The organism is Thermotoga maritima MSB8, assembly GCF_000008545.1.
Classification (GTDB): Bacteria; Thermotogota; Thermotogae; order Thermotogales; family Thermotogaceae; genus Thermotoga; species Thermotoga maritima.
Genome location: NC_000853.1, coordinates 592,738 through 605,364, shown reverse-complemented (window position 1 = coordinate 605,364; position 12,627 = coordinate 592,738). Strand labels below are relative to the sequence as shown.

At 47.5% G+C, this 12,627-nt stretch carries 14 protein-coding genes; 5 read left to right on the top strand and 9 right to left on the bottom strand.

From position 1 onward, the window contains the following. Positions 1–8: 8 nt before the first annotated feature. The 4 genes from queA to TM_RS02940 form a co-directional block, all read right to left on the bottom strand. Complete coding sequence (queA, locus tag TM_RS02955) at positions 9–1,016, bottom strand: tRNA preQ1(34) S-adenosylmethionine ribosyltransferase-isomerase QueA (RefSeq protein WP_004081288.1); 1,008 nt, start codon at positions 1,014–1,016, stop codon at positions 9–11. Next, entirely contained in the window at positions 991–2,454 is a 1,464-nt protein-coding gene (gene lnt, locus TM_RS02950) for an apolipoprotein N-acyltransferase (protein WP_004081289.1), read from the bottom strand. The genes queA and lnt overlap by 26 nt, the downstream gene beginning before the upstream one ends. After that, positions 2,447–3,598, bottom strand: coding sequence for a DegT/DnrJ/EryC1/StrS family aminotransferase (locus tag TM_RS02945; protein ID WP_004081290.1), 1,152 nt, complete (start codon positions 3,596–3,598; stop codon positions 2,447–2,449). The genes lnt and TM_RS02945 overlap by 8 nt, the downstream gene beginning before the upstream one ends. A 96-nt stretch (positions 3,599–3,694) precedes the next feature. Further along, entirely contained in the window at positions 3,695–5,074 is a 1,380-nt protein-coding gene (locus TM_RS02940; RefSeq protein WP_004081291.1) for a DegQ family serine endoprotease, read from the bottom strand. 113 nt (positions 5,075–5,187) lie between these two features. Between TM_RS02940 and ftsY the strand changes: the two genes are divergently transcribed. From ftsY to TM_RS02920, 4 genes are read left to right on the top strand one after another with little or no spacing between them, the layout of a single operon-like run. Next, positions 5,188–6,072: a signal recognition particle-docking protein FtsY gene (ftsY, locus tag TM_RS02935; RefSeq protein ID WP_004081293.1), complete on the top strand. Its 885-nt coding sequence runs from the start codon at positions 5,188–5,190 to the stop codon at positions 6,070–6,072. Continuing rightward, on the top strand, positions 6,069–6,725 hold the full coding sequence (locus TM_RS02930; protein WP_004081295.1) for a DUF2225 domain-containing protein: 657 nt from the start codon (positions 6,069–6,071) through the stop codon (positions 6,723–6,725). The genes ftsY and TM_RS02930 overlap by 4 nt, the downstream gene beginning before the upstream one ends. Then, positions 6,701–8,365 carry a peptidoglycan DD-metalloendopeptidase family protein gene (locus TM_RS02925; RefSeq protein WP_004081297.1) on the top strand — a complete coding sequence of 555 codons (1,665 nt, stop codon included), beginning with the start codon at positions 6,701–6,703 and terminating at the stop codon, positions 8,363–8,365. The genes TM_RS02930 and TM_RS02925 overlap by 25 nt, the downstream gene beginning before the upstream one ends. A 1-nt stretch (position 8,366) precedes the next feature. Then, positions 8,367–8,780 carry an Rrf2 family transcriptional regulator gene (locus TM_RS02920; protein ID WP_004081299.1) on the top strand — a complete coding sequence of 138 codons (414 nt, stop codon included), beginning with the start codon at positions 8,367–8,369 and terminating at the stop codon, positions 8,778–8,780. 18 nt (positions 8,781–8,798) lie between these two features. Here the strand turns inward: TM_RS02920 and TM_RS02915 are convergent, their stop codons facing one another. Genes TM_RS02915 through TM_RS02895 form a run of 5 tightly spaced genes read right to left on the bottom strand, consistent with a single transcriptional unit; the run spans position 8,799 to position 11,989 of the window. Beyond that, the gene (locus tag TM_RS02915; RefSeq protein ID WP_004081301.1) at positions 8,799–8,993 is read right to left on the bottom strand and encodes a hypothetical protein; all 195 of its coding nucleotides are present in this window, start codon (positions 8,991–8,993) and stop codon (positions 8,799–8,801) included. A 3-nt stretch (positions 8,994–8,996) separates the two neighbouring features. Then, positions 8,997–9,665: a DNA/RNA nuclease SfsA gene (gene sfsA, locus TM_RS02910; RefSeq protein WP_004081303.1), complete on the bottom strand. Its 669-nt coding sequence runs from the start codon at positions 9,663–9,665 to the stop codon at positions 8,997–8,999. After that, on the bottom strand, positions 9,662–10,141 hold the full coding sequence (locus TM_RS02905; RefSeq protein ID WP_010865148.1) for a flavin reductase family protein: 480 nt from the start codon (positions 10,139–10,141) through the stop codon (positions 9,662–9,664). The genes sfsA and TM_RS02905 overlap by 4 nt, the downstream gene beginning before the upstream one ends. After that, entirely contained in the window at positions 10,062–11,441 is a 1,380-nt protein-coding gene (locus tag TM_RS02900; protein WP_004081307.1) for an MFS transporter, read from the bottom strand. The genes TM_RS02905 and TM_RS02900 overlap by 80 nt, the downstream gene beginning before the upstream one ends. Further along, on the bottom strand, positions 11,438–11,989 hold the full coding sequence (locus tag TM_RS02895; RefSeq protein WP_004081309.1) for a hypothetical protein: 552 nt from the start codon (positions 11,987–11,989) through the stop codon (positions 11,438–11,440). Before TM_RS02895 ends, TM_RS02900 begins: the two co-directional genes overlap by 4 nt. 86 nt (positions 11,990–12,075) lie before the next feature. On the opposite strand from TM_RS02895, the gene TM_RS02890 reads away from it, so the two are divergent. After that, complete coding sequence (locus tag TM_RS02890) at positions 12,076–12,615, top strand: hypothetical protein (RefSeq protein WP_004081311.1); 540 nt, start codon at positions 12,076–12,078, stop codon at positions 12,613–12,615. Positions 12,616–12,627: the final 12 nt, after the last annotated feature.

Sequence of the window (12,627 nt, the reverse complement as noted above, 5' to 3'; positions counted from 1 at the left end):
CCAAACCGTTACAGAATCAGCATCGCATCGCCGAAAGAGAAGAATCTGTATCTTCTTTTCACGGCTTCCCTGTAGGCTTCCATGACGAAATCCTTCCCCGCGAACGCCGCAACCAGCATGAGAAGAGTGGAACGAGGAAGGTGAAAGTTGGTAACCAGGGCATCGACGAGTTTGAACTCGAAGGGTGGATATATGAATAGATCGGTTTTTCCCACGTATTCTTCCTGCTCAGGAAGTCTGGCGATTGTCTCCAAGGTTCTCACCGTTGTTGTCCCAACCGCTACAATTCTGTTTCCCCTTTCCCTTGTCTCTCTGAGTTTTCTGACCGTCTCTTTTGGAACCTGGTAGAATTCCTCGTGCATCTTGTGTTTTTCCACTTCCTCAACCTTCACGGGCCTGAAAGTCCCTATTCCCACGTGCAAAACGACTTCGGCGAATTGAACCCCTTTTTTCTTCAACTTCTCTATGAGTTCTGGTGTGAAATGAAGCCCCGCGGTCGGCGCAGCGACGGAGCCTTCTTCTTTCGCGTACACGGTTTGATACCTCTCGAGAGGAACTTCGTTTTTTATGTACGGCGGAAGAGGTGTCCTGCCCTTCTCGAAGATCAATCTATCGTCCTGAGGCTGAAACTTCAGAATCCTCGTTCCATCTTCACCCCGACCGAGGCAGACGGCAGACAGATCCTCATCGATTACAAGTTCCGTTCCTTTTTTCACCTTCTGACCCGGTCTCACAAGGCACTTCCAGATACCTTCCTCCAAACGCTCTATCAGAAGAATTTCGATGCTGGCACCCGTTTTTTTCCTCGCGTAGAGACGGGCTGGTATCACCTTCGATACGTTCAGAACGAGCAGATCGCCGGGTTCAAGATACTCTATTATCTCCCGGAATATACGGTGTTCTATTCTCTGCGTCTTTCTGTGGAGCACCATGAGTCGGGAAGCGTCCCGTGGTTCCACAGGTTCCTGCGCTATGAGTTCTGGTGGAAGTTCATAATCGAATTCCGATACCTTCATTCCTTTCACCTCGCATTCTGGAAATGAAAACACTGACTACCGCCAGAATCACAGAGAGGTAAAAAAACCAGTCTCCGTATCTGACGTAGAACGTTTCGCCTTTTCTCGCTTTGATGTGAAACTCTCCTGCCAGTCTCACCCGCAGAGGAAGAGCATCTACTATTCTACCGTACTCGTCAACGAGACCTGTGATCCCGGTGTTCGCCACCTGAAGGAACTGTCTTCTCGTTTCAACGGCCCTGAACACTCCCTGGACGAAGTGATTCAGCAGCGCTGCTTTGTAGTGAAACCACCCATCGTTCGTCACAACGATGAGGAGTTCGCTTCCGTTTTTCACGAAAGCGCGTGATACCTCCGGAAAGTAACTTTCAAAACAGATCTGAACAGAGAGCGGGGGGCTCTCTCCAACGTTGAAGACGGAAAAATTCCGCCCAGGTTCATAGTAGGACAATCCTTTCAGGAAACTGAAAACCCCAAAAACCCTTGGGTACGGCAGTTTCTCCACAAAGGGGAAGAGTTTCACCTTGGAATAGACCTTTCTGAATCTTCCACCTTCCAGAACGAAAACGCTGTTCTGGTTGTCCGCGGGAAATCCTATCACGAAGGTGTTCTCCTCCGAGAGCTCTCTCAGCTTCTGAGAATAACGCACATCCTCCAGAAAGAACGCCTCGGGAGTGATCACGATGCTTCCATGAAAATCCTTCGTCATCGACTCGAGAAGTTCAAGCATCTCTCCACTCGACACAGAATATTTCAGGGAAGTAGGAACATTTGGTTGGAGTGCAACCACCTTGAAAGAACCACGTTCAGGAACGGGAAGAAGGTGCACAACAGAAGAGTTCAACAGATAGACGAAGAAGATCACAGGAAAGATGAGAAGGCCTTTTCTTCTTCTCAAGAACTCATAGAAGAGGACGTTCAGAGAAACTATCAAAAAAACGAGGCCCAGAGTCCCTGTGATGGAAACGATCTGTATCAGTCCGGTGTGGCTGTAAAGCGCTTCTGAGATCCTTCCTCCGGTGAATCCGAGTTCTCCCACACCGCGGAGATACTCGAAGATGGTATAGACGGAGGCAAGGTAAAGAGTCTTCAGAACGATCGACTGCGGTGCAAAGTACGAGAGAAATCCAAAACCAAGAAATGGAACAGCTTCGATGATTCCCATCAGCACAAACACCACGATTCCAAGCCAGGAAGGGTATCTTCCAAAGACAAGGGGCACGTTCTCCGTCAGAGTTGGAAGTACCCAGAAGAAAGATATCAGCACGTGAGTGAAAAAGTAAACGAAAGAAAGAAACGCCCTTTTCCACACTCCCCTGCCTTCCACCGCGTACAGAAGCGGAATCAGAGAAAACCAGATCAAAGCTCCGGAGAGAAATCCCGGCATCGAAAGAGCGGTGAGAAAGCCAGAGAGAACGCTGAGAAAGAGGCTAACCAACCCTCTCCACCGCCTCTCTGAGGATCTCCACCACCGTCTTCTGTTCACTTTCTGTGATGCTCGTAAAGAACGGAATGGCGAGCGTTTTCTCAGATTCCCTCTCCGTCACGGGAAGCAGTCCTTTCATGCTGCCGAAGAGTTTTTCGTAGAATGGTTGAAAGTGGACGGGATAAAAGTAGTTTCTAACCTGGACTCCCTTTTCTTCCATGTACCTCATCACACGGTTTCTATCTGGACCTTCCAGTCTCACGACGTAGACGAACCAGCTCATCTTAGTGACGTAATCTTCCACGACGGGCACCTTTACCCAGGAAAACTCCTTCAACATCTTTGAATATCTCTCCGCCGCTTCTGCGCGTTTTTCTACGATCTCATCGATTCTTTCCATTTGAGAGCATCCAAGCGCGGCCGACATCTCGTCGATTCTGTAGTTGTAACCGAAACGCACATGGTAGAGCCATTCGTCTCCTTCACCTCTTCCCTGGTTGCTCATGCTCTTCACAGCGGTGTGTATCTTTTCATCGTTCGTCACAACAACACCGCCCTCTCCTGTGGTGATCTGTTTGTTCGGGTAGAATGCGAAAGCGCCGGCCACTCCAAAGGTGCCCACCTTTCTTCCTTTGTACTCGGATCCAAGAGCTTCACAGGAGTCTTCCACCACCGCGATGCCGTACCTCTGACAGACGTCGAGAATCCCGTCCCAGTCGAGGGGATGCCCAAAAACATCAACGGCCATGAAGAGACGGGGTTTTCCTTTTATCTCAATGTTTCCCTGTTTGAATCCTTTGAGGCACCTTTTCACCGCCTCCTCCAGTGTTTCTGGAGAAACGTTCAGAGTTCTCTCATCCACATCCACGAAAACGGGAATTGCCCTTTTCATTAGGATTACGTTAACAGAAGCGATGAAGGTGAAGGAAGGCACAAGGATCAGATCTCCCTCGTCGATATCGAGACTCTCCAGGATGAGATGGAGCGCAGCTGTTCCACTGCTCACCGCCCAGCCGAATCTGGCACCCGTGTATTCGGCCACCATCTCTCCAAAACGCTTCGTGTATTCACCGAGACTGAGCCTTCCGCTTTTTAAAACTTCCACTACCCTTTCGATGTCCTGCTCGTTTATATCGGGCCTTGATAACGGAATCATCGATATCACCTCGTCTCAATGATATCAAAAAATCCCCCTCCACCGGAGGGGGAAAGATCACCAAAGGGGGCTGTATTAACATTGAGGGGAGGTTCTCTATCTCTGATAGATGAAGCTCACGAAGACTTTCGCTCCATTCCTGTAAATGTAAAGGGCGATGTAGTCACCATTTTTAACAATGGATGTAACTTTCTTGAGATCCCCTACAGAGTTTATATCATACCTTTTGCCGTTCACGTACACTGTGGTGATTACGTCTCCCTTCTGTAGACCGAACTTCCCGGTGCTCTCCTTCACTATGACCCCGTTTATCTCTTCCGGGATCGAATAAGTCTCCCTGTCGGCCGGCGTGATGTTCGACACTGTGATACCAAGGGCATCGATTTTTTCCTCACCAGTCGTTGTTTTCTCTTCTTCAGATGAGGAACCGAACGTCACCTGAACTTTCATGATCTTTCCCTTTCTCTCTATAGTGAGAACGGCAGTGTCTCCCGGTTTGTAAGTGTGTATGATGGAGACCAGTTCTTCGTGACTTCTCACGTCCTGATCGTCAACCTTGAGGATCACGTCCCCTTCTTTGAGCCCGGCCTTTTCAGCAGGAGATCCTTTCTGAACACTCGTTATCAGAGCACCACTCGTAGATTCAAGCCCCAGAGCTTTCGCCGTTTCTTCGGTGAGGGTCATGACCGTCACGCCGAGGTAGGCTTTTTCAACCTTCTTTTGGGTGAGTATGGTGTCAAGGAACTTCTTCACCGTGTTGATCGGGATGGCAAAGCCGAGGTTCACAGCTTCCTGAGGATTGACGATAGCGGTGTTTATGCCTATCACTTCACCGTGTATGTTCAAAAGGGGTCCTCCACTGTTTCCCGGGTTGATCGCCGCGTCGGTCTGGATGAGTCCCACGTAGTAACCACTTCCATCTGGCTTTGGAATCCTCCTGTTGGTAGCGCTGACCACTCCCACAGTCACCGTGTGCTGGAAGCCGAGGGGGTTTCCTATGGCTATCGCCCATTCACCGATCTTCACTTTGTCAGAATCACCGAATTCCAGATAGGGGAATTTCTTATCGCTGGCTTTGATCTTTATGACCGCGATGTCGAGCTCTTCATCTCCTCCTATGTACTCCGCGTCGTATTTGCTTCCGTCGAGCATGGTCACAGTGATGTTGTCCGCTCCACCTACCACGTGGTAGTTGGTGAGTATGTAACCTTCTGGGTCGAAGATGAAGCCCGATCCGAGGCTGGCAACCTGCCTTTCGAAACCGGGTGGAAGTTCACCGAACCACTTTTTGAAGAACTGCTCAAAATAAGGATCGAAGAAGGAAGTCTTCACCGTCTTCACAACGTCTATCTTCACAACGGCCGGTGCACACGCTTCGACCACATTAACGATGGGACTTTCGTAGTCGGGGTTGACGTATGGAAAGACGCTGGTGAGTATCAGTGCCACAGCGATGGTCAGAAAGAATTTCTTCATCTCTTACCCCTCCCTTCGAAAGGTTTCCGGTTTCTTAGACACACACTCCGAAGGACTGGTTCAAAAACGTATGGTATGCTTAATATTAGTCGGGAAACCAGGAGGTAGAAAGGATGGGACTCTTCGATTTTTTGAAAAAGGGACTCCAGAAGACGAAAGAAACGTTTTTTGGACGAGTGGTGAAGCTCCTCAAAGGAAAAAAGCTGGACGATGAAACCCGCGAGGAGCTGGAAGAACTTCTCATTCAAGCGGACGTGGGAGTCGAGACAACGGAATACATTCTGGAGAGATTGGAAGAGAAGGACGGAGACGCTCTCGAGTCTCTCAAGGAAATCATTCTGGAAATTCTGAACTTCGATACGAAGCTGAACGTTCCTCCTGAACCCCCGTTCGTGATCATGGTTGTTGGTGTCAACGGAACGGGAAAGACCACCTCCTGTGGAAAGCTCGCAAAGATGTTCGTGGATGAAGGAAAGAGTGTGGTGCTCGCTGCGGCGGATACTTTCAGAGCAGCCGCCATAGAACAGCTGAAGATATGGGGAGAACGTGTCGGTGCCACGGTGATATCCCACTCGGAAGGAGCAGATCCGGCCGCCGTTGCCTTTGACGCGGTGGCTCACGCTCTCGCCAGAAACAAAGATGTGGTCATAATAGACACCGCCGGAAGACTTCACACGAAGAAGAATCTCATGGAGGAATTGCGGAAGGTTCACAGAGTTGTCAAGAAGAAGATCCCCGACGCTCCGCACGAAACGCTCCTCGTGATAGACGCCACCACCGGCCAAAACGGACTTGTTCAGGCAAAAATATTCAAAGAAGCAGTGAATGTCACCGGTATAATTCTCACAAAGCTCGACGGAACCGCGAAAGGCGGAATAACTCTGGCCATTGCCCGGGAACTGGGAATTCCCATAAAGTTCATCGGTGTCGGAGAAAAGGCAGAAGACCTGAGGCCTTTCGATCCTGAGGCCTTTGTGGAGGTATTGCTTTCAGAATGAGCAAGTTCTGGGAAAAAGAATTCACCTGCCCTTTCTGTGGAACGAAGTTCAAAAAGAAGATGGTCTTTTTCGACTCCATAAAGATCAAAGCCAGAGATATCGACTTGAAACCTGTTTTTGAAGATGTGAACCCGATGTTTTACGAAGTGGTGACCTGTCCGAACTGCTACTTTTCTGCGTTCGACAAAGATTTCGAGACCATCACCATAAAAGGAGAAGAGACGGAAAGAAAGCTGAAAAAACTGCTCGAAGAGGCCAAGAAAAAGGTCGAATTGAAAAACGTGGAGAACCACGTGGAAGCGATCAAGCGCTACGCTTTGAGTGGAATGGTGTACTCTGTTTTGAACCAGAGAAAAAAAGTAGCGATCTCTTATCTGAAGATCGCCTGGCTGTTCAGAGAGCTGGGAAAGTCAGAAGAAGAAAAGCGCTATCTCGAAAGAGCTTTGAAGGAATTCGAAAGCCACTACAAGTACGACTATTACGAAGAATCGGACGAACCCATGATACTTTTCTATCTGGGTGTTTTGAATCAAATCCTGGGCAACAGGAAAGAAGCCGCGAGGTGGTACGAACTCCTTCTGAGAAAGTACGACGGCAAATCCCTTTACGCGAAGGTGGGGAGGGAAAGATGGCAGGAATTAAGAAGATCTTAATGTTTTCTCTGATACTGATATTTCTCGCAGCATGCGTATCTCCCGAACTGGAGGAAAAATTGAACAATTTAGAAAACCAGATAAGACAGCTGAACACTCAGATAGACTCCATCGAAAAGAAGATGCTGGACTTGGAAAACAAGATGAAGGCACAGGAAAGTTCTCAGGAAGAGCTGGAAGCGCTGAAAAGGGATGTAAGATATCTCAAAGAGGATCTATCTTCCCTGCAGGAAGAGTTCTCCAGCAAAATGAGCGATCTCGAGAACAGTTACTACTCCATCTCCATGAAACTTCCTGCAGTGGAAAAAGCCGCCTCCATCTTCTCCGAGATAGAAGACATGAAATCGAAAATCTCAGAATTGGAGAGAAAAGTGAGTATTGTTTCACTCGGAAGTTCCCCGGAAGTCTCAGAAGATCTGAAACACATCCTTCTCGATCTCGAAGAGAGGGTTTCCACTCTGGAAAAGAACGTTTCGGTGGTGGATCGAATAGAAGAAAGGCTGGAAAGTACTGAAAAACTTCTCTCCAAAGTGGCCTTACGCGTTCTTTCACAGGGCGAAACGGAAGCGAAGGTGGTGAACGTTTCAAACGATGAGCTGGAAAGCAGGATATCTGATATCGAGAAAAAGCTTTCCTATCTCGAAACCAACCAGAAGGCGCTGGAACAGATCGTTCAAAATCTGAAAGATCAGAAGCCTTCCAGCTACGCGAACATAGATGTTGAGAGTTACTCACAGCAGTTGAAAAAATACCTCGACGAGTTCAGAAGACTCGTGAGGAGTTATGAGATCGCAAGGATCCTTGGAATAGAGGAAGGATACGTGTTTGTAAGAGTGGAGCGGGGCGACACCCTCGCGAAGATCAGCAACGCGTTCAACCTTGGACCCGACGGTGTGGAAAAAATCATGAAGCTGAACGGCATAGACGACCCGAGGAAGCTCATAGCAGGGAGAATCATAAAGGTTCCCGTCACGAATCTTTCGACAAGTTTTCCAGTTGGAGAAAAACCCGATCCGAAGGTGATCGTCTCCGGTTTTGGCCTGAAAACCGATGGAACTTTTTCCACGGGAGTCGAAGTGGAAAGCGATGGACAGAAGGTAAAAGCTGCGCTTCCAGGGCGAGTGAAGAGTGTAAGCAACGGAACCGTTGTCATATATCACGGAAACGATGTGGAAACGGTGTACAGAAATCTCGCTGTGGTTTCGGTGAACGCTGGTGACTGGGTGAGTGCGGGTGACACCATAGGATACGGTGGAAAGAACGTCGTCTTTGAACTGTACGTGGAAGGAGAGCCCAAGGACCCCATGCTCCTTTTCTTCTCCAATATGGGTGAGTTCGAAATCAGTTTCTACACGGAGTGGGAAGATGGAAAATTACCGGAACACCCCGCCTTCAGACTCACAAAATCCGGCAAAATCCCTGAAGATTGGAAGACAGCGGCCGCGGACACCACCATCTTCCCCCTGGGTTCTGTTCTCTACATACCAGAGCTCAGAGACACCCCCAGTGGTGGAGTCTTCGTTGTGGAAGACATCGGCGGAGTTATCATGGGAAGAAAAATCGATATATACCTGGATAGCATAAGAGAGGCGCTCCAAAACAGAAAGATCGTGTCCAGAGTCTTCGTGTGGAGGGATTGAGATGTTCACGATGCGTAGTGAATACGCGCTCAGGCTCATGATCGTGATGGCAAAAGAGTACGGAAACTACCTTTCGATGACAGAAATACTGGAGAAAGCGAAACAGTCAGTTCCAAGGGAATTCGCAGAAAAAATCCTGTACACCCTGAAAAAAGCCGGGCTGGTGAAAACAAGAAGAGGGAAAAGCGGTGGATACATGCTGTCGCGTCCGCCAAAAGAAATAAAGGTTTCTGAGATCGTGTTTCTTCTGGACAGGAAGTCGAAGGTTTTCTTCGACATGCCTGGCTGTCCGGACGAGCTGGACTGCGTTATCAGGGCCCTGTGGAAAAGGGTAGAGAACGAAATAGAGAAGATTTTAAGCGGTGTGACTCTCGAAGATTTGGTGAGAGAACAAGAAGAGAAAATGAAACAATGAAGCCCGCTTCCAGCGGGCTCATTTTACTTTCAGGCTGAGTTTTTCTTCAAAAAAGACCTTCTTTCCATCCACCTTGAACTCTTTTATCCCCGTTCTCTGAGCGTATTCCCTCAAAACTTCCTCGATCTCTTTCTTCTCTGCCCTGAGTTCTTTCATGAGATCTTTGATCTCCACATACCTCTTCACCAGCTGTTCAATGGTGGGATTCTCCATGCGCTACACCTCCTCACAGATCGACAGTTTCTCTGTTGAACACAGGTACTCTCCATCGTATTTTACCCTGAACACGTCGATATTAACACCGCTGTTTAGAGCGCGCCAGAAAATCTCTGAAAAAGCCGGGTCAACGCTTCTGTTCGGAAGAAAACAGTCGCTTTCGAGGAAAACCAGGATCAACAAAAGAGCCTTAAAACCGCTTTTCACAGACCTGATCAGCTCCTCGATGTGTCTTCTTCCGCGTCCTGTGGGTGCGTCTGGAAACATCGCGACACCATCTTCTTCGTACGTACATCCCTTCACTTCCACAAAGGTCCTCCTGTCGATCAGGAAATCGAACCTGCTGTTTTCAAAGCGTTTCTCGCTTTCTATCGTGGAGCCCGGGAACAGTTCTTCCAGAATCTTCCCGGCCACGATACTGTGGAAACCCGAATGGACAAAGACGAATTCATTTCTGTGTTCGACTGCCAGAAGGTCCCAGCCGGTCTTCCTTCGATCGGATTCTGCACGCTTCAGGAGAACTCTTTTTCCTTTTTTCAAAAGCGGAAGGCGCCCTGTATTGTGGATGTGTATCAGGGTCTTTTTCCCTTCGACAAGAGCAACTCCCGTAAATCTGCTCTTTCTTTCCAGAAAGATCCCTTCCGTATCAGCTGGAAGTATCAGTCTCATCTTTGAAGCACCTTTTCGATCTTCCCAAAAAACAGTGTGTGGAATCCATGATCTTTGTAGAATTTATCGATGATTTCCACGGGAAGAACGAATGGTTCCACGTTGCTAGCAAAGGTCACAGAACATTCGATCAGCGTGTGGGCTTCTTTAATGGGAGCGGTGAATCCTTCCAATTCATCTAAGTGAAGAAGTCCCTTTTCAAACTTGTTCTCCTGGTATCCACTCACACGTCCAAAGTAATTAAGCGCTTCTCTGTATTCTTCGCTTAGAAAGTTCAGGGTGAATCTTTTGCTCTCCTTCACAAGACGCCAGGTGAATCTCTGAGGTCTCACAGCGGAGATGAAATACTCTTCCTCCCATATGATCCCGAAGAAGCCCCATCCAATAGTCATGCCGTTAACCCTGTTCCCCGCCTTGCTCGTCAGTATTACTCTTCCTTCTCTTAGATCTTCTAACAAGCCTTCGTACACGTTCATTCCCCCTTTTCAAAAGTAGATACACATCGAGAATTCTGTACACAGGGCGCCTCAGAGTGACAGAAAGGGTACTCAACATGAAGGCCCTGAACGGGATGTACTTCTTCACCTTGACTTTTCTCAAAAAGAACACAGCGGAGAATCTGAAGATTCCTGCCATCAAAAAGAGCAGTTGAAGTCCAAAAATTTCGAAACCGTGGAGATTTACGTAAATATCAGAGAGAAATTTCGCCGTGATTCCACCTGCAAATGAGCCTATAAGACTTCCAGCGCTGGCAAAAGACGCGTTCAAACCGAAGAAAACGGGATCAGACTCGAAAGCAACCTCCATAGGAAGGATGGCGAGTGACAGGTTTATAGCGGACCACGCGATGGAAGAAAGGAAGGCGTCCGCTACCATCAGGGTTCTGTAAGTATTGGTGTTCATGAAAAACCACATACCGGAGACGAAAGAAGCAAGGATGATACCGAACTCGGCTATCGTTTTGTGTCCTACCCTGTCAGACACTTTTCCAAGGATCCTGTAAACCAGCATCGCCACAAAGTTGTTCACGATCATCATGTAAGCGATGTACGTGTAATCCACACCCAGGTTCTTCAAAAGATGATAGTGATAGAAAGCAGAAGAGAACGTGACTGCCATGTTCCAGTAAAAGGTGAAGAAGACAAATTTCATGAAGTTTTCGTCCTTGAATACCACTTTGAGAGGAATTCCCGTTCCTGTTTCCTTAACTGGAACGTCCGGTATTTTGTTCATGGCAAGGATAGAAAGGACAGTTCCCACTGTGGAGATGAGAAGCACAAGAACAAAACCCGAAGAAAAATGATCAACTATAGAAGAATAGAGGTATATAATGAGAGCATTTCCTATGGATAGAAACATGTTTCTGTTTCCAAACACCCTTCCTCTTTCCTCTGGAGGAACGAGATCTCTCATCCATGAGTTCCACGTACTGCTGGAGAGGGCCGCGAAGATCTGGGAAATCACGAGCGCAACGATGAAAATCAACGGTTCTGTTTTCCCAAGCAGTAGAAAAACGATGAGAAAAGCGAAACTGAATCTGCTGAAAGCGTTGAACACGTTGACCAGAAAACGCCTCTTTCTGTATTTCTGAACAAAGAAAGAGGCAAACAGCTGAAAAAACTGCATCATGGGAGGGATTGCAGCGGCGACACTCAGGAGAAACTCGTCCAGATTGAAAAGCATCGCAAGACCTGTGAACACAGGTCCCTGTATTAGAAGCGCGTAGAACAGAGAGAAGACACCTTCGAGTGTGAGAAAGAGATAGGCCTTCTTCATGAACGAGGTCTCCAGAAGAATCGTCCAGTCTTTTTCCTGTACACAATCTTTGCCATCGTGTAGCATCCTAGAAGATCAAAAATGAGATCCAGCATGGTGTCGTCCAGCCCTTTTTGTGTGTTGTAGTCTGGCAGTATCTTATCCGTCGTGAATTCGGCTATTTCCCAAAGGACCCCGGAAAAGACCCCAAGAAGGAACGCCATCAAAACGGCACCCGGCACCTCGTCCCAGAATCTCGATTTTTTCGTCAGAATCTGGTAAAAAAAGTACGTTATGACAAAAGATCCGTAGAAGTGAAGTATCTTGTCCCAGAAAAATATCTTCTCGTAGAAGTTCAAAAACTGTCCCATCACAGAGTGGAGAAATACCGATGAAGAGAGCATCAATTTCGTTCTCTCAGGTATCTCCTGATGGGTTATCTTCTCATAAACGTATGGTGAAAAACCACCGAGCCAGAATATGAAATATCCTATCGTTTCGACGATTTTGGCTCGAATAATGGAAAAAACAACTGGAATTCCTAGAAGAGCCACTAAAACCCTGTTCAATTTTTCTTCTCGCTCCTTCACCAGCACTTCGTTTATTTTCTCATCACCTCCTTGCGCTATTATATTTCACGGGAGGGATGAAAAGATTGAAATATCTGTTACTCTTCTTTGCAACGTTCCTTTTCGACAACTCGGGCACTCCCATTCCAATTTTAACAGCAACAGCACTGATCTCCGTTGGAAAGCTGAAGATTTTTCCGTCCTTCTTTACAATCTACATGGGGCTTTTGAGCTGGGATACTGTGACATTCTTTGCTGGAAAAAAGCTCAAATCTGTGCCTTTCAATCTCAGGTGGAAATTCGTACAAAAGATACTTGTGGAGTTTTTAAACGTCTACATTTTTTCAGAAAAAATACTGCTGCCGCTTTGCAAATTCGTTCCCTGGGTGGGAAAGTTCACTCCGTTTCTGGCGGGCTACACGGGAAGAAACTTCCCCACACTCCTCATTATATGGCTTGGAGACTTGCTCTACGAGAGTACATTCTTTTTCTCCAGTCTGATAGCTGGAAGGGTCTTCCTGAAGTTTTCAAAAATTCTGGGGATCGTTCTTTTTGCAGTTGTGATACTTGTTTATCTTCTCTGGAAGAGAAGAATCTCGAAAGACATTGTGAGGCATCGGGAATAGATCAATTGTCGA

Excerpts from the sequence above, each read along its gene's own strand:
- queA (WP_004081288.1), bottom strand. The coding sequence starts at position 1,016 with ATGAAGGTATCGGAATTCGATTATGAACTTCCACCAGAACTCATAGCG.
- TM_RS02945 (WP_004081290.1), bottom strand. The coding sequence starts at position 3,598 with ATGATTCCGTTATCAAGGCCCGATATAAACGAGCAGGACATCGAAAGG.
- TM_RS02940 (WP_004081291.1), bottom strand. The coding sequence starts at position 5,074 with ATGAAGAAATTCTTTCTGACCATCGCTGTGGCACTGATACTCACCAGC.
- ftsY (WP_004081293.1), top strand. The coding sequence starts at position 5,188 with ATGGGACTCTTCGATTTTTTGAAAAAGGGACTCCAGAAGACGAAAGAA.
- TM_RS02930 (WP_004081295.1), top strand. The coding sequence starts at position 6,069 with ATGAGCAAGTTCTGGGAAAAAGAATTCACCTGCCCTTTCTGTGGAACG.
- TM_RS02925 (WP_004081297.1), top strand. The coding sequence starts at position 6,701 with ATGGCAGGAATTAAGAAGATCTTAATGTTTTCTCTGATACTGATATTT.
- TM_RS02920 (WP_004081299.1), top strand. The coding sequence starts at position 8,367 with ATGTTCACGATGCGTAGTGAATACGCGCTCAGGCTCATGATCGTGATG.
- TM_RS02915 (WP_004081301.1), bottom strand. The coding sequence starts at position 8,993 with ATGGAGAATCCCACCATTGAACAGCTGGTGAAGAGGTATGTGGAGATC.
- sfsA (WP_004081303.1), bottom strand. The coding sequence starts at position 9,665 with ATGAGACTGATACTTCCAGCTGATACGGAAGGGATCTTTCTGGAAAGA.
- TM_RS02905 (WP_010865148.1), bottom strand. The coding sequence starts at position 10,141 with ATGAACGTGTACGAAGGCTTGTTAGAAGATCTAAGAGAAGGAAGAGTA.
- TM_RS02900 (WP_004081307.1), bottom strand. The coding sequence starts at position 11,441 with ATGAAGAAGGCCTATCTCTTTCTCACACTCGAAGGTGTCTTCTCTCTG.